The sequence below is a fragment of the Microbacterium sp. 10M-3C3 genome (assembly GCF_003931875.1).
Classification (GTDB): domain Bacteria; phylum Actinomycetota; class Actinomycetes; order Actinomycetales; family Microbacteriaceae; genus Microbacterium.
The window spans coordinates 57,620-73,517 of the sequence record NZ_CP034245.1; the positions used below are offsets into that span (position 1 = coordinate 57,620).

At 71.7% G+C, this 15,898-nt stretch carries 17 protein-coding genes; 11 read left to right on the top strand and 6 right to left on the bottom strand.

Annotation, left to right across the window (positions count from 1 at the left end):
• Nucleotides 1-53: 53 nt before the first annotated feature.
• The 6 genes from EI169_RS00280 (at nt 54) to EI169_RS00305 (ending at nt 7,075) form a co-directional block, all read left to right on the top strand.
• Nucleotides 54-737 carry a GntR family transcriptional regulator gene (locus EI169_RS00280; RefSeq protein ID WP_205783902.1) on the top strand — a complete coding sequence of 228 codons (684 nt, stop codon included), beginning with the start codon at nt 54-56 and terminating at the stop codon, nt 735-737.
• Nucleotides 734-2,260 carry an MmgE/PrpD family protein gene (locus EI169_RS00285; RefSeq protein WP_125129921.1) on the top strand — a complete coding sequence of 509 codons (1,527 nt, stop codon included), beginning with the start codon at nt 734-736 and terminating at the stop codon, nt 2,258-2,260. The genes EI169_RS00280 and EI169_RS00285 overlap by 4 nt, the downstream gene beginning before the upstream one ends.
• Nucleotides 2,260-3,159, top strand: coding sequence for a methylisocitrate lyase (prpB, locus tag EI169_RS00290; RefSeq protein ID WP_125129923.1), 900 nt, complete (start codon nt 2,260-2,262; stop codon nt 3,157-3,159). The genes EI169_RS00285 and prpB overlap by 1 nt, the downstream gene beginning before the upstream one ends.
• Nucleotides 3,160-3,257: 98 nt before the next feature.
• Nucleotides 3,258-4,469, top strand: coding sequence for a bifunctional 2-methylcitrate synthase/citrate synthase (locus EI169_RS00295; protein ID WP_125129925.1), 1,212 nt, complete (start codon nt 3,258-3,260; stop codon nt 4,467-4,469).
• 63 nt (nt 4,470-4,532) lie between these two features.
• Nucleotides 4,533-5,819 (top strand): adenylosuccinate synthase, encoded by a 1,287-nt coding sequence (locus tag EI169_RS00300; RefSeq protein WP_125129926.1) that lies wholly within the window; start codon nt 4,533-4,535, stop codon nt 5,817-5,819.
• Nucleotides 5,819-7,075 carry a beta-propeller fold lactonase family protein gene (locus EI169_RS00305; RefSeq protein ID WP_125129928.1) on the top strand — a complete coding sequence of 419 codons (1,257 nt, stop codon included), beginning with the start codon at nt 5,819-5,821 and terminating at the stop codon, nt 7,073-7,075. The genes EI169_RS00300 and EI169_RS00305 overlap by 1 nt, the downstream gene beginning before the upstream one ends.
• An 86-nt stretch (nt 7,076-7,161) precedes the next feature.
• On the opposite strand, the gene EI169_RS00310 is transcribed toward EI169_RS00305, so the two are convergent.
• Nucleotides 7,162-8,286 (bottom strand): AI-2E family transporter, encoded by a 1,125-nt coding sequence (locus tag EI169_RS00310; RefSeq protein ID WP_125129930.1) that lies wholly within the window; start codon nt 8,284-8,286, stop codon nt 7,162-7,164.
• Between the two features lie 119 nt (nt 8,287-8,405).
• Between EI169_RS00310 and EI169_RS00315 the strand changes: the two genes are divergently transcribed.
• A complete protein-coding gene (locus EI169_RS00315; protein WP_125129931.1) occupies nt 8,406-8,714 on the top strand; it encodes a chorismate mutase in 309 nt (102 codons plus the stop codon).
• Nucleotides 8,715-8,822: 108 nt separating this feature from the next.
• On the opposite strand, the gene EI169_RS00320 is transcribed toward EI169_RS00315, so the two are convergent.
• From EI169_RS00320 to EI169_RS00335, 4 genes are all read right to left on the bottom strand, one after another.
• Nucleotides 8,823-9,509, bottom strand: coding sequence for a hypothetical protein (locus EI169_RS00320; RefSeq protein WP_125129933.1), 687 nt, complete (start codon nt 9,507-9,509; stop codon nt 8,823-8,825).
• Nucleotides 9,506-10,426 (bottom strand): ABC transporter ATP-binding protein, encoded by a 921-nt coding sequence (locus EI169_RS00325; protein ID WP_125129935.1) that lies wholly within the window; start codon nt 10,424-10,426, stop codon nt 9,506-9,508. The genes EI169_RS00320 and EI169_RS00325 overlap by 4 nt, the downstream gene beginning before the upstream one ends.
• Nucleotides 10,423-10,818, bottom strand: coding sequence for a GntR family transcriptional regulator (locus EI169_RS00330; protein WP_125129937.1), 396 nt, complete (start codon nt 10,816-10,818; stop codon nt 10,423-10,425). Before EI169_RS00330 ends, EI169_RS00325 begins: the two co-directional genes overlap by 4 nt.
• A 94-nt stretch (nt 10,819-10,912) precedes the next feature.
• Nucleotides 10,913-11,650 carry a DUF2071 domain-containing protein gene (locus EI169_RS00335; RefSeq protein ID WP_125129939.1) on the bottom strand — a complete coding sequence of 246 codons (738 nt, stop codon included), beginning with the start codon at nt 11,648-11,650 and terminating at the stop codon, nt 10,913-10,915.
• Nucleotides 11,651-11,851: 201 nt separating this feature from the next.
• Between EI169_RS00335 and EI169_RS00340 the strand changes: the two genes are divergently transcribed.
• The 4 genes from EI169_RS00340 (at nt 11,852) to EI169_RS00355 (ending at nt 14,942) form a co-directional block, all read left to right on the top strand.
• Nucleotides 11,852-12,253 carry a DUF3253 domain-containing protein gene (locus EI169_RS00340; RefSeq protein WP_125129941.1) on the top strand — a complete coding sequence of 134 codons (402 nt, stop codon included), beginning with the start codon at nt 11,852-11,854 and terminating at the stop codon, nt 12,251-12,253.
• Between the two features lie 69 nt (nt 12,254-12,322).
• Entirely contained in the window at nt 12,323-13,048 is a 726-nt protein-coding gene (locus EI169_RS00345; protein WP_240640511.1) for an ABC transporter ATP-binding protein, read from the top strand.
• Entirely contained in the window at nt 13,045-14,346 is a 1,302-nt protein-coding gene (locus EI169_RS00350) for an ABC transporter permease (RefSeq protein ID WP_125129943.1), read from the top strand. Before EI169_RS00345 ends, EI169_RS00350 begins: the two co-directional genes overlap by 4 nt.
• On the top strand, nt 14,343-14,942 hold the full coding sequence (locus EI169_RS00355) for a TetR/AcrR family transcriptional regulator (protein WP_125129945.1): 600 nt from the start codon (nt 14,343-14,345) through the stop codon (nt 14,940-14,942). The genes EI169_RS00350 and EI169_RS00355 overlap by 4 nt, the downstream gene beginning before the upstream one ends.
• Before the next feature lie 49 nt (nt 14,943-14,991).
• Here the strand turns inward: EI169_RS00355 and EI169_RS00360 are convergent, their stop codons facing one another.
• On the bottom strand, nt 14,992-15,888 hold the full coding sequence (locus EI169_RS00360) for a hypothetical protein (protein ID WP_346427090.1): 897 nt from the start codon (nt 15,886-15,888) through the stop codon (nt 14,992-14,994).
• Nucleotides 15,889-15,898: the final 10 nt, after the last annotated feature.

Consider the following 15,898-nt stretch of genomic DNA (forward strand, 5'->3'; position numbering starts at 1 on the left):
ACAAACATCGGTCCTGTGTATACACTCATCGAGTGACGTCGTCGGAGATCAGCGTGGGCGCCGGCGAGCGCGCGTATCTGACGCTCCTCGAGGAGATCCAGACCGGCGTCCTCGCGCCCGGCGTCGTGCTCGGCGAGGTCGAGCAGGCGGCGCGGTTCGGCGTCAGCCGCACGCCGCTGCGCGAGGCCATCCGCCGCCTCGTCGCCGACGGGCTCGCGGTGCAGCAGTCGCCGCGCGTCACCGTGGTGGCGCCGCTGCGCGAGGCCGACATCCGTGCGCTCTTCGCCGTGCGCCGACCGCTCGAGGAGACGGCGGCCCGCCTGGCCGCCGCCCGCACCGACCTCGCGCCGGTCTTCGATGCCATGGCGCGCGACTTCGCCGCCGTCACCCTCGACGGCGCGGATGCCCGCGACGAGTACTACCGGCTGATCGCGGTGTTCGACGCCGAGGTGGACGCCGCGGCCGGCAACGCCTACCTGACGTCGGCGCTGCGCACCGTCCGCACCCACCTCGTGCGGGTGCGCCGCCTCGCGCGCGACAACCTCGAGCGCCTCGGGCGCTCCGTCGACGAGCACCGTCTCATCGCCGCCGCGATCGCCGCCGGCGACGGTGACCTCGCCGCGAACGCCACCCACGTCCATCTCCACAACGCGCTCGAGTCGACGCTCGCAGCGCTCCCCGACTCCGTCGACCGCGACCAGCGGCCGCCGGCCCGCCGACCGAGAGGCACGACATGACCGTCACGCACCACGTCCGCGTACACCGCAGCGAAGAGCACCTCGCCCGCGAGGACCAGCTCGCGCACAAGATCGCCCGGGTCGCGGTCGACCCCGTCGAGGTCGACGCCGACGTCGTCGACATGATCGTCAACCGCGTGATCGACAACGCCGCCGTCGCCGCGGCGTCGCTGACCCGCCGGCCGGTCTCCGCCGCGCGCCAGCAGGCGCTCGACCACGCGATCTCGGTGAGCGGCAAGGGCGCGACGATCTTCGGCTGCGCCCTCGAGCGTCGATCGAGCCCCGAGTGGGCGGCGTGGGCGAACGGCGTCGCCGTGCGCGAGCTCGACTACCACGACACGTTCCTCGCCGCCGAGTACTCCCACCCCGGCGACAACATCCCGCCGATCCTCGCCGTCGCCCAGCACACCGGACGCGACGGCGCGGCTCTCGTGCGCGGGCTCGCGACCGGGTACGAGATCCAGATCGACCTCGTGCGGGCGATCTCGCTGCACAAGCACAAGATCGACCACGTCGCCCACCTCGGCCCCTCGGCGGCGGCCGGCATCGGCACGCTCCTCGGCCTCGACGCCGACACGATCGCCCAGGCGGTGGCGCAGGCGTTGCACACGACCACCGCGACGCGGCAGTCGCGCAAGGGCGAGATCTCGACGTGGAAGGCGCACGCCCCCGCGTTCGCGGGGAAGATGGCGGTCGAGGCCGTCGACCGCGCGATGCGCGGCGAGACGAGCCCCGCGCCGATCTACGAGGGCGAGGACGGCGTCATCGCGTGGCTCCTCGACGGTAACGACGCGTCGTACGATGTGCCGCTGCCCGCGACGGGCGAACCCAAGCGCGGCATCCTCGACTCCTACACGAAGGAGCACTCGGCCGAGTACCAGGCCCAGGCGTGGATCGACCTCGCGCGCAGGCTCGGCACGGAGCATCCGGAGCTGCGCGACCCCGCAAACATCGACACGATCGTGTTGCACACGAGCCACCACACCCACTACGTGATCGGCTCGGGCTCGGGCGATCCGCAGAAATACGACCCGACGGCCTCCCGCGAGACGCTCGACCACTCGATCCCGTACATCTTCGCCGTCGCCCTCCAGGACGGATCGTGGCACCACGTGGACTCGTACACCCCCGAGCGCGCGGGTCGCCCCGACACCGTCGAGCTGTGGCACAAGATCACGACGGCAGAGGACGCCGAGTGGACGCGCCGCTACCACTCGGAGGACCCGAACGAGAAGGCGTTCGGCGGCCGCGTGGTCATCGCGCTCGCCGACGGCGGCACCATCGAGGACGAGATCGCCGTGGCCGACGCGCACCCGCTCGGCGCGCGGCCGTTCGCCCGTGCCGACTACGTGCGCAAGTTCCGCCTCCTGGCTGAGCCGGTGCTCGAGCCGGCCGAGATCGAGCGCTTCCTCGAGCTCGCCCAGCGCCTCCCCGAGCTCACCGCCGAGGAGGTCCTGCAGCTGAGCATCGTCGCCAAGCACGGCGTGCTCGCGCTGGCGCCGGCCCCGAAGGGACTCTTCTGATGCTGTACGCGACCACCTCGCCCGCCGACAAGCGCCGCGTGCTGCGGGAGCGGCTGGCCTCGGGCGAGCTGCTGCGGTTCCCCGGCGCGTTCAACCCGCTGTCGGCGCGCCTCATCGAGCGCAAGGGCTTCGAGGGCGTGTACATCTCGGGCGCCGTCCTCGCCGCCGACCTGGGGCTTCCCGACATCGGGCTCACGACGCTCACCGAGGTCGCCGGGCGCGGACAGCAGATCGCCCGCATGACCGAGTTGCCGGCGATCATCGACGCCGACACGGGCTTCGGCGAGCCGATGAACGTCGCCCGCACGATCCAGACCCTGGAGGACGCGGGCCTGGCCGGCGCTCACATCGAAGACCAGGTCAATCCGAAGCGCTGCGGCCACCTCGACGGGAAGGCCGTCGTCGACAGCGACACGGCGGTCAAGCGCATCCGTGCCGCCGTCGACGCGCGTCGCGACCCGAACTTCCTCGTCATGGCCCGCACCGACATCCGCGCGGTCGAGGGCCTCGACGCGGCGATCGACCGGGCGAAGGCGCTCGTCGACGCGGGGGCGGATGCGGTGTTCCCGGAGGCGATGCGCGATCTCGGCGAGTTCGAGGCGATGCGCCGGGCGCTCGATGTGCCGGTGCTGGCGAACATGACGGAGTTCGGCAAGAGCGAGCTGTTCTCCACCGAGCAGCTGCGCTCGGCGGGCATCAACATCGTGATCTGGCCGGTGTCGTTGCTGCGCATGGCGATGGGTGCCGCTGAGCGCGCACTCGACGACCTGACCGACAAGGGCCACCTGCGCGACAGACTATCGGAGATGCAGCATCGCGCCGACCTCTACGACCTGATCGACTACGAGCAGTACAACCGCTTCGACACGAACATCTTCGACTTCACGATCGAGCGCTGACCCCTGTCCCGCATTCCGTCGACCGCGCCCCACTTCCTGTGACCTGAGCACCGGCACAGCCGCAGAATGTGGGACACGGTGAGACCCGGAGGAGAGAAATGACCGACCCCGACATCAAGAAGGGCCTCGCGGGCGTGGTGGTCGACCACACCGCCATCAGCAAGGTCAACCCCGACACCAACAGCCTCCTGTACCGCGGCTACCCCGTGCAGGAGCTCGCGGCGACCCAGCCCTTCGAGGCCGTCGCGTACCTGCTGTGGCACGGCGAGCTCCCCACCGACGCCCAGCTCGCGGAGCTGCGACGGCTGGAACGGGCGCACCGCGCGCTGCAGCCCGACGTGAAGGCGGCCGTCGACCTGCTGCCGGCGTCGTCGCATCCGATGGACGAGGTGCGCACGGCGGTGAGCGTCATCGGTGCGCGCGACACGGCCGGCATCGCCAACGTGCTGGACGCGGTCGGGACTCCCGAGCAGAACCTCGAGCGCAGCATCCGGCTCTTCGCGGAGCTCCCCGCCATCGTCGCCTACGGGCAGCGGCGGCGCCGCGGCCTCGCGCCCGTCGACGCCCGCGACGACCTCGACTACGCCGCGAACTTCCTGTGGCTGACCTTCGGCGACGACCCGTCGACGGGCGGCGACGTCCTGGACCCGGTGGTCGTCGACGCGTTCAACCGCTCGATGATCCTGTACGCCGAGCACTCCTTCAACGCGTCGACCTTCACCGCGCGCGTCATCGCGTCGACCCTGAGCGACCTCTACTCGGCGGTGGTCGGGGCGATCGGCGCCCTCAAGGGGCCGCTGCACGGCGGGGCGAACGAGGCCGTGCTGCACATCTTCGACGAGATCGGCGAGGCCGCGAACGTGAGTGCGTGGCTCGACACCGCCCTCGCCGAGAAGCGGAAGATCATGGGCTTCGGCCACCGCGTGTACAAGCGCGGCGACTCGCGCGTGCCGACGATGAAGGCCTCCCTCGACGCGCTCGTCGAGCACTACGACCGGCCGGACGTGCTCGCCCTCTACGAGACGCTCGAGGCCGAGTTCGTGCAGCGCAAGGGCATCTACCCGAACCTCGACTACCCCTCGGGGCCCGCGTACAACCTCATGGGGTTCGACACGCTCACCTTCACGCCGCTGTTCGTCGCGGCGCGCGTGACCGGATGGACCGCGCACATCATGGAGCAGCAGGCCGCCAACGCGCTCATCCGCCCGCTGTCCGCCTACAACGGGCCGGACGAGCGGCACGTCGAGGGGTACGTGCCGGATGCGTCGGAGGCTGAGGTGCAGGAGCGCCCCGAGGAGGCCGCCGGCTGACGGCACGAGACGACCGCCTCGATAGGATGGGGTGTACCGCCGGAATCCACGCGAGGAGCGCACATGCCCGGAATCGTGATCGTCGGCGTCCAGTGGGGGGACGAGGGCAAGGGCAAGGCCACCGACCTCCTCGGTGAGCGCACCGACTGGGTCGTCAAGTTCAACGGCGGCAACAACGCCGGTCATACCGTCGTCATCGGCGACGAGAAGTACGCGCTGCACCTGCTGCCCTCGGGCATCCTGTCGCCGGGCGTCATCCCCGTGATCGGCAACGGCGTCGTGGTCGACCTCGAGGTGCTGTTCTACGAGCTCGAGGCGCTCGGCGCCCGCGGCGTCGACACGTCGCGCCTGCGCGTGAGCGCCAACGCGCACGTCATCACGCAGTATCACCGCACGCTCGACAAGGTCACCGAGCGCTTCCTCGGCAAGCGTCAGATCGGCACCACCGGCCGCGGCATCGGCCCGGCCTACGCCGACAAGATCAACCGCGTCGGCATCCGCGTCCAGGACCTGTTCGACGAGAACATCCTGCGGCAGAAGGTCGAGGGCGCCCTCGACCAGAAGAACCACCTGCTCGTGAAGGTCTTCAACCGCCGCGCGATCGCCGTCGACGAGATCGTGGACGACCTGCTGTCGTACGCGCAGCGGCTTCGGCCCATGGTCGCCGACACGTCGCTGCTGCTGAACGACGCACTCGACCAGGGCGACGTCGTCGTGTTCGAGGGCGGCCAGGCCACGATGCTCGACGTCGACCACGGCACCTATCCCTTCGTGACGTCGTCGTCGGCGACCGCGGGCGGGGCAGCGACCGGCTCGGGTGTCGGCCCCAACCGCCTCGACCGCATCGTCGGCATCGTGAAGGCCTACACGACGCGCGTGGGATCCGGCCCCTTCCCGACCGAGCTGTTCGACGAGCAGGGCGAGTGGCTGCGCTCCCGCGGGTTCGAGTTCGGCACCACGACCGGGCGCCCGCGCCGCGTCGGATGGTACGACGCGCCCATCACGCGGTACGCGACGCGCATCAACGGCATCACCGACCTCGTGCTGACCAAGCTCGACATCCTGTCGGGGCTCGACCGTATCCCGGTGTGCGTCGCGTACGAGGTCGACGGCGAGCGCTTCGACGAGCTGCCGGTGAACCAGACCGACTTCCACCACGCGACGCCCGTCTACGAGTACTTCCCCGGATGGAAGTCCGACATCTCGGGCGCGCGCACGTTCGACGACCTGCCGCTCGAGGCGCAGGACTACGTGCTCGCGCTCGAAGAGATGAGCGGCACGCGCATCTCGGTGATCGGCGTGGGCGCCGCGCGCGACGCCGTGGTGGTGCGCACGCCGCTGATCGACTGATGCGCTTCTGGGTCGGCGGCTACGGGCCGGATCACGGCGGCGCGAGCGGCGAGGGGATCGGCGTGCTCCACGCGGGCGAGGCCGAGAGCGCGCTCGCGGGCGGGCCGTTGAGGTTCACCGGCACGGCCGTCGCCGCGCCGTCGCCGTCGTGGGTGGCGTCGCATCCCACCCTCGACGTCGTCTACGCGGCGCTCGAGGGCCAGGGCCGCGTCGCCGCCTTCCGCCGCACCGGAGCGGATGCGCTGCGCCCGCTCGGCCCGACCGCGGCCGCGGGAAAGGCCGTGTGCCACGTCGCCGTCGCGCCCGACGGCGCCTTCCTGCTCGCCACGTGCTGGGGCGACGGCCGCGTCGTGCGCGTGCCGCTCGGCCGTGACGGCGCGCTGGGCGAGCCCGTGCTCGCCCCGTCCGCGATCGACCCCTACGCCGACGGTGGGGACCCGTTCGCCGACCCGTCGGCGTCAGATGCGTCGATGGATGCGGCGCCGCGTCCCGGCACGGACGCCGGCACGGACGGCGCTCAGGCGGCGGCGCTCGCCGCGGCCGCCCGCGCGCTGCGCCGGGCCGCGGGCGACGAATTCGCCCACCTCGTGCCGGAGTACGCCGAGCCCGATCCCGCGCCGACCCCCGGACCCGAACCCGAGCCCGACGAGGCACCCGTGCGCGTCTCCCGCGCGCACGAGTCCCTCTTCGTCCCGGGGGGCACGGTGCTCACGACCGACCTCGGCTACGACGTCGTCAGGGTGTGGCGCCGGTCGGGCGCGCGCCTGGCGTCGGCCGGTCACGTGGCGTTGCCGCGCGACAGCGGCCCCCGGCACATGGTGTGGCATCCGAGCGGGCACGTGTACGTGCTCACGGAGTACTCGCGCGAGGTCTTCGTGCTCGCCCCCGACGCGAGCGGCGCATGGCGGCTGCTCGGCGGCGCGCCCGCCGCGCCGGGCTCGCTCGACGGCGACACCGGCGCCGAGCTCGCTGTGTCGCACGACCGGCAGTTCCTGTACGCGGGCATCCGGGGCAGCGACACGATCGGCGTGCTCCGCGTCGTGGGCGACGGCGGCGCGGTGGCCTCGGTGGCGCTCGCCGAGGCGGGGGTGCGCAAGCCCCGCCATCACGTCGTCGTGCGCGACACGCTCCTCGTCGCCGGTCAGGCGTCGGACGAGGTCGCGTCGCTCACGCTCGACATCCGCACCGGCGTGCCCGGGCGTGTGCGTCACCGCACCGCCGTGCCCGCGCCCACGTGCCTCCTCCCGCGCCGCTGACCCGCGCGCCCCGGCCTGCCTCCGGTCTCCCGCACCGAGGCGCCCGTCCGGCGCGCCGCCCGGGGCGGATGCGTGCGGGCGAGCGGTCAGACCTTGGCGTCCTGGCGCGGGATCACGACCTGCTTGATGATGAGCAGGATCGACGCGGTGACGGGGATGGCGACGAGCGCGCCGAGAAGGCCGAGGAGCGTGCCGCCGACGAGCGCGCCGATCACGACGAGCGAGCCCGGCACCGAGATGGTGCGGTTCATCACCCGCGGTGTGAGCACGTATGCCTCGAGCTGCATGTACACGAGATACACCGCCGCGAAGACGATCGCGGCGACGGGGTTCACGAACAGCACGAGCGTCGTCCCGATCGCCCAGAACAGCACCGAGCCGACGAGTGGGATCAGGGTGATGCAGAACGCGACGACGCCCATGAGCGCGGGGAACGGGAAGCCGAGGCACAGCAGCAGGACGAAGGCGACCACCGCGTTGCACAGCGCGAGGATGACCATCCCCATGAGGTAGCCGCCGACCGAGTCGGTGATCTGCTCGGTCATGTCCGAGACGCGAGCGCGTGTGCGGGCGGGCGTCAGCCGCACGAGCGATTCCTTCATCGTGGGCAGCGACGCGAGGAAGTAGAGGCTCAGGACGAGCACGATGATGACGCCCGAGATGCCCGTCGCGATCGAGGCTCCGACCTTCAGCACGCCGCCGCTGATCGCCGCGATGTTGCCGGCGTCGCTCAGGAACTTCTGCGCCTGCGTGACGAGGTCGCCGACGTTCTGCCCGAAGTTCGCGGTCAGCCACGCGTACACGTCGCTCGCGAGGAAGCCGTTCACGAGCTGCGGGATGCCCGTCACGAACTGCGACACCTGACGCACCACCGTCGGGACGATCAGCAGCAGGATGCCGACGAGCACGAGGGCCAGCGCGACGAAGACGATCGTGATCGCCCACGGCCGCGAGATGCGCCGAAGCATGAGCAGGCGTACGAGGGGGTCGAGGCCGAGCGCGACGAACAGCGCGAACGCGATGTAGATGATGACGGTCGACAGATTCGACACCGCGATGCCGAGCACGAAGGCCGCGAGACCCCCGAGCGTCAGGAAGAAGCCGGCGCCGAACGGGCTCGCGAGGGCCGCCCAGGTCGGACGGCGTCGCGCCGCGTCGGGCGGGGTGGCCGCGGCATCCGGAACGGGGGAGGGAGCGGGCGCGTCGGTCATGCGACACACTCTAGGGCGGCGTCGGGCGCCCGACCCGGCACGCCGTTCGCCGGCCGCGCACAACGTGCGCAGACCTGGGGCTGAGACGCCGACCGCTAGGCTCGCTGGCGGGAGGACGCATGACCGATCAGGCACCGGCCGGCGACGCCCGCGACAAGCTCGCGGATCTGCGCGCCAGCATCGACAACATCGACGCCGCTCTCATCTTCCTGCTCGCGGAGAGGTTCCGGTGCACGAAGCAGGTGGGCGTGCTGAAGGCGACGCACGGGATGCCGGCGTCCGACCCGGCGCGGGAGGAGCAGCAGATCGCGCGGCTCAAGCGCCTCGCGCTCGACGCCGACCTCGACCCCGCCTTCGCCGAGAAGTGGTTCAACTTCGTCGTGGCGGAGGTCATCCGTCACCACACCGAGGCCGCCGAGACGGTCTGACGCCCGTCCGCGGCGCCCACGCCCGCTCGCTCGTCGTATCCGGAGCCGATCGGGGGATCGGGACGGCGGATACGACGAGCGAACGGCGGTGCCCGGGCCGGTGCGGCGTCAGGGAGTCGCGCGACGCAGCAGCGGGAACGCGACGACCGCGGCCGCGGCGGCGAGGGCGGCCAGCAGCGCGCCGAGGCCGGCCGGCCCGAGGTCGGCGAACCATCCGAAGAACGACGCCCACGCGTCGGCGCGGCCGATGGACCACAGCAGTGCGACGAGCACGAGCCCGAGGCCGATGAGGCCCACCGTCACCCCGACCATGCCGTAGCGCTTGTACACCGTCGCGCCCAGGAATCCCGCGGCGAAGAACAGCATCGCGATCGCGAAGTAGAACAGCGCGGCTCCGAGCACCCCCGCTCCCCAGACCCAGTCGAGCAGGAAGAAGTAGCCGTTGACGCCCCAGCCGCCCGTGGCCCGCTCGATGCCCGCTCCGACGAGGAAGATCGCGGTGAGGATCGCGCTCGTCAGCCCGGCGGTGAGCAGCGTGCCGAGGTAGTACTCGCGGCGGGTCACGCTCATCGCCTGCGAGAACGGGAACGTCAGGGTCAGCGCCTGCACGCCCACGACGCCGAAGTACCAGAACGGCGCTTGGGCGCCGCCGCCGTACTTCGGACCGTCGTACGGGATGAGCGCCCACACGAGGATGCTCAGCACGAGGGAGCCGCCGAGCACGATGAGCGGCACCCACAGGTAGGTCTGCCGGTTCACGAACTGCATGCGGACGACGTTCAGGGTGCGGTTCATCGAAGTGCTCCTTCGTCGAGGGCGGATGCGGGGGCGCCGGCGCGCTCGGCCGCGGCCTGCGTCGTGCGCACGATGAGCTGCTGCAGCGACACCGGTCCGACCTCGAGACCCGCCGCGGTGAGGCGCACGCGGTCGGCTGCCGTGAGCGAGCCGAGCACGGTCACCGAGGAGACGCGGCCGAGGTGCTCCCGGTGGATGACCTCTCGGCCCGCGACGAAGGCCTCCACCGCCGCGGTATCGCCGACGATCGTGGCCGCGCGGTCGCGCACGGCGTCGGTGTCCTCGTCCATCACGATGCGGCCGCGGTCGATCACGAGCACCCGCTCGATGAGGTTGGACACCTCGTCGATGAGATGGCTCGAGAGGATCACGGTGCGGGGGTGCTCGGTGTAGTCCTCGAGCAGCCGGTCGTAGAAGATCTGCCGGGCGACGGCGTCGAGACCGAGGTAGGGCTCGTCGAAGAACGTGATCTCCGCGCGCGATGCCAGCCCGATGATGACGCCGACGGCCGACAGCTGCCCGCGCGAGAGCTTCTTGATGCGCGTCTTCAGCGGCAGCTGGAACTCCTCGACGAGGCGGTCGGCGAGCTCCTGATCCCAGTTCGGGAAGAACAGACGCGCGGTGCGGAACGCATGCCGCGGCTGCGCGTCATCCGGGTACTTCTGGCTCTCCCGCACGAAGCACAGGCGCGACAGCACGTGCGCGTTCTCGTACGGATCCTCGCCGAACACGCGCACGCGCCCCGACGTGGGGAAGTTCTGCGCGGTGAGGATCGACATCGCGGTGGTCTTGCCGGCGCCGTTGCGCCCGAGCAGCCCGTAGATCGTGTCCTTCTCGATGCGGAAGGTGACGCCGTCGAGGGCGACGGTGTCGCGGTACCGCTTGGTGAGGTTCTCCACCTCGATCACGGCGGTCATCGGCTGGTCCTTTCGGTGGGGAGGGTCGTGCGCGACGCTGCGGCGCGGTCGCGGATCAGTGCGGAGAGGTCGTCGGGGCCGAGGCCGAGCTTGCGGGCCTCGGCGAGGAGCGGCTCGACGAAGCGGTCGGCGAAGGCGGTGCGCCGTTCGTCGAGCAGTCGCTCGCGCGCGCCCGGAGCGACGAACATGCCGATGCCTCGGCGCTTGTAGAGCACGCCCTTGTCCACGAGCATGTTCACTCCTTTCGCGGCGGTGGCGGGATTGATGCGGTAGAAGGCGGCGAGCTCGTTCGTCGACGGCGCCTGGCTCTCCTCGGGCAGGCTGCCGTCGACGATGGAGTCCTCCACGCTCTCTGCGATCTGCAGGAACAGCGCGCGGCCGTCTTCGATCACATCGCCCCCGTTCAGTGGTTAATTACTTGACCAACTAACCATGGCACCGAGACGAGGCCGATGTCAAGAACCGGTCGGGAGTCCCGCCGCCGGTTCAGTGTCGGCCGATGGGCCGCGCGGCGGAGAAGCGCGTGCGGAAGCCCGGATGCCGCGCCGGCATCGCCAGGACGGAGTCGGGCTGCCGGCCGGCCAGGCCGCGGAAACCTGCATCCGCGACCAGGTCGTCATCCAGTGTGTCGACCGACGCCTCGACAAGCGGCCACGGCTCATGCGTGTTGGCGGCCCAGATCGTGCGGCCCAGGTGCTGCTCGTGGAACCCCCAGCGTGCGGTGAGGAAGCGGCTGAGCGGGGTGTCGACGGATGTGCCGCTGCGGCGCACGCGGATGCGGGTGGCCTCGGCGGCGCGGGTGTGCCGGCGCGAGCGGTACTCGATGAGCGGGCCGTCCTCACGCACACCCGCCCGCGCCCAGCGGTAGGGGAGGCCGAAGAGCGCGCGGGCGCCGAGCACCGGCAGCAGATGCTCCGCCTCCAGGGTGCGGAACACGACGCCGCGCCGGCCCTCCGCGTCGACGGCGTAGGTGCGCACGTTGATCTCGACGAACGACCCCACGAGGGGCACGGGCGGCAACGGCAGGAACCGGAACTCGCTCAGCACGAACGGGACGAGCCCGACCCACGCCGAGCCGTCGAAGACATCCGGATGCGTGCCCGGCGGCAGCATCGGCGCGAGCGTGCCGGGATCGACCCGCCAGTGCAGGAAGCACGCGCGGCTCCATCGCTGCTCGATCACCGCGCGCCCCGGCAGCGGTGGGGCCTCGCGTTCGTCGGTCACGCCTCCATTGTGCGGCGGGGTCGCCGATTTTCCTGAGGAACGAGCGGCCCGGATGGTGCAACACGGACGCCGGGCACGGGTCCCGGCGCCGCGCTGAACAGCGCGGGGGCCGAGATGGATGCGGCAACTGAAGGCCGAGGCGGTCGAACGCCTCGAGCGCAAGCCCGGCCCGAGCCCCGCGCGCGGCCGGAGAATGGGGACATGGCCCACCGCTCCCGCGCCGCGCGCGGCGCCGCGACCCCGGAGCCGAAGACGTGCGCGTCGTGCGGCCGGGAGGTCCAGTGGCGCGCGAAGTGGGCGGCGAGCTGGGATGACGTGCGGTACTGCTCCGATGTGTGCCGGCGCCGCGGCATCCGGCCCGTCGACGAGCGGCTCACCCGCGCGATTCGCGACCTCCTCGCCGAGCGCGCGGCTTCGGCGACGATCTGCCCGTCCGAGGCTGCGCGGCGGGTCGGCGGCGACGACTGGCGCGACCTCATGGAGCCCGCCCGCCGCGCCGCCCGCCGGCTCGTCGCGGACGGCGAGGTCGAGATCACGCAGGGCGGATCGGTCGTCGATCCGTCGACGGCGCGCGGCCCCATCCGCATCCGCCGGGCGCGGTGAGGATTCGAAGCCTATCTTCAGCTTCTGCCGTCTAAGTTGCAGTTACTGCACTTTTCGGAAGGAGCGCCGGTGAGCCAATCGGATGCGGCGGGGTCGTCGCGGAATCAGCCCGTGCTGCGGGCACGGGCGTTGGAGCGGGTGTACGGGCGGGGCTCGTCGGCGTTCACGGCGCTGCGCGGCGTGGACCTCGACGTGCCGCGAGGCCGGTCGCTCGCGGTCGTGGGCAAGTCGGGCTCGGGCAAGTCCACGCTCATGCACGTGCTGGCGCTGCTCGACCGGCCGACGGCGGGTGAGATCGAGGTCGACGGGCGCGCGGCGTCGCGGCTCAAGCCCCGGGAGCTCAACCCCCTCCGCAACAAGACGTTCGGCTTCGTGTTCCAGCAGTTCTTCCTGACTCCGGGGCAGACCGTGGCCGAGAACGTCTCGCTGCCGCTCGTCATCGCGGGGGTGCCGGCGCGCGAGCGCCGCCGCCGCACGACGGCCGCGCTCGAGGCGCTCGATCTCGCCGACAAGGCCGGCAACAAGGCGACCGACCTCTCCGGCGGGCAGAAGCAGCGCGCGGTCATCGCGCGCGCCCTCGTCAACGAGCCGTCCGTCATCTTCGCCGACGAGCCGACGGGCAACCTCGACAGCACGACCGGCGCGCAGGTCGAAGACATCCTGTTCGGCCTCCAGCGCGATCGGGGAATCACGCTCGTGGTCGTGACGCACGATCCCGACCTCGCCGCGCGCTGCGACGGCGCCGTGACGATGGCCGACGGCCGCGTGATCGAGCGGACGGGGGTGGCGGCATGAAGGCGGGCGACCTCCTGCGGATGGCGGCGCGCAACGCGTTCCGCAGCAAGCTCCGCACGACACTGACGGTGCTGAGCCTGTTCGTCGGAGCATTCACGCTGACGCTGACGACCGCGTTGGGGGCGGGCGTCAACGACTACGTCGAGCGTCAAGTCGCGACCCTCAGCTCGGGCGACGTGCTCCTCGTGAGTGCGGCGGCCACGACCGGACCGGACGACGGACCCGCCGTGTACGACCCGAACGGGCGCCAGAGCGGCTCGGGCACGCCCGGCCCGCTCGCGACGGATGCGCTCCTGAACCAGGCGGATCTGGACGCGATCGCCGCGATCGACGGCGTGGAGCGCGTCGATCCGGTGAGCCAGGTCGTCGCCGACTGGATCTCGACGGATGCGGCGGACGACGACGCGCGCTACGTGCTGCAGATCAACCCGACGTCGTCGATCGGGCGCAGCGACCTCGTCGCGGGCGATCAGCTCGACCAGACGACCGACGCCGACCAGATCGTGCTGCCCGAGGACTACGTCGCGCCGCTCGGATTCGCCGACGCCGCCGACGCGGTCGGCTCGACGGTGACGATCGGGTACAGCGACGCGACGCAGCAGCCGCAGCAGATCGAGGCCACGATCGCGGGTGTCGCGCGCGAGAGCCTCTTCGCGTCGGGCGCCGGCGCGAACACCGCGCTCACCGACGTCATCTCGCAGGCGCAGAAGGCGCCGGGCGCGCCCGACGCGTATCCGCTCGCGGTGGCCGAGCTGCAGACCGGCGACGACGGCACGGTCGACCCGGCGGCGGTCCAGAGGGTCAAGGATGCGCTCGCCGCCGACGATCTCGCAGGGCAGACCGTGGAGGATCAGCTCGGCGTGGTCCAGACCGTCATCAACGGCATCATCGGCGTGCTGAGCGCGTTCGCGGTCGTCGCCCTGATCGCCGCTTCCTTCGGCATCGTCAACACCCTGCTCATGAGCGTCCAGGAGCGCACGCGGGAGATCGGCCTCATGAAGGCAGTGGGCATGTCCAACGGCCGGGTGTTCGCGCTGTTCAGCCTGGAGGCGCTTGTGATCGGCTTCCTGGGGGCGGGCATCGGCGCCTTGGCGGCGGTCGGTGTGGGCAGCGCGATCGCCGCGGCCGCGGCCGACACGCTGCTGTCGGGCCTGCCGGGCCTGACGATCCTTCTGTTCCAGCCGCTCACGATCGTCACGGTCATCGCCGTGATCATGCTCGTGGCGTTCCTGTCGGGCGTCCTGCCGGCACGACGGGCGGCGCGGCAAGACCCGATCGAGTCTCTGAGGTACGAATGAGCGCGTCGCCTCCCCGTCGCCGTGACGCCCTCGAGACGACGGCCGCGATCGAGCGGGCGGCGGTCGACCTCGCCCTCGAGCACGGCTACGACGGCGTCACGGTCGACATGATCTGCGAGCGCGCGGGGGTGAGCCAGCGCACGTTCTTCAATCACTTCCCGACGAAGGACGACGCGCTGCTGGGGTCGGACGCCCCCGCGATCGACGAATCCGCGGCGCGGGAGTTCCTCGTCTCCCCCGGGCCGCTGCTCGTGGATGCGACGCGCCTCATCGCGTACTCGAGAGATCCGAAGCAGACGGATGCGGCGCTCTTCGCGGCGCGCATGCGCGTCGTCGCCGCGACCCCCGCGCTCTTCGCGCGGCAGATGGAGCGCATGCTCGGCGTCGCCGACGAGGTGGCCGGCATCGTCGAGCTGCGCCTGCGCGCTCGCTACCCGAAGGAGCCGGAGCGCGATCTGCGCGCGCAAGCCGAGGTCATCACCCACATGCTGGCGGGCGTGCTGCGGCGCCGCGGCGAGGCGTGGGCGCGGGGCGAGACGGTCGGGCCCGAGGACTACGACGAGCTGCTCGCGCGCGTCATCCCGAAGCTCGGCTGACCCGCCGCCTCTCGGTCGGTGAGCGGGGCGCCCCGTCGAGCGTTCGGGCTCAGACCGGAGGCTTCGGCCGCACGATGCGCCCGGGCGCCGTGGCCGGGCGCGGCGGCACGGATGCGGCGGGCGGCACGGACGCGGATGCTGCGAGAGGTGCGGACGCGGGCGGGACGGATGCCGCGGCGGGAGCCTGCGGGGGTGCGGCCGGCGCCGGCGGCGCTGCATCCGCCACCCCGGCAGCCGCGCTCGCCGAAACCGCACCGCGGTCGGCGGCGGGCAGCTCGAGCGCGACCTTCTTCTCCAGGACGTCGATCGCCTCGTCGGAGATCGACAGGAGCCCGTCGAGCTCCTCGCGCACGCGGCGGTAGGCGAGCTGGCGCTCGGCCGGCGTCGCGGCCTGGTCGACCGCGACCGTCAGCAGCTGCTTCGCCGTGTCGAGGCGCTTGCGCTCGGTCTCGCTGAACGAAGAGTCCTTCAGGCGTCGCGCGTCGCGCTCGGCGACGTCGAACGCCACTTCGTAGTCGGTGACGGCGTCGCGGTACTCCGCGATGGCGCGTGCGGTGAGGTGCTCCTTGGGGGAGTCGGGCCGGAGGTTGTCGGCGACCTTCTTCGCCCGCAGGAAGGCGGCGGTGAGGGGCTGCCGGCCGTCGCTCATCGCCGGATACGCGATGAGCTTCGCGACGTCGAGCTCGTACTCGAGCCAGCGGTGCGTGACGGCATCGTGCGCGGCCATGAGCCGCTCGAGGCGCGCCGCGTCGCTCTGGTCCTCCTCGACCGGCGGGGGCGCAGCGGCAGGGGCCGGGGCCAGCCGTCCCTGCGCGCGCAGCATCTCGAGCCTGCGTTCGTGACGTCGGCGTGAGAGCTGGTCCCAGCGGCCGAGGACGGCGCCGCCCACACCCATGAGGGGGAAGACGAGCCACCAGTAGTGGCCGAGGAAGTCGAAGAACGTCACCCCGTCATGC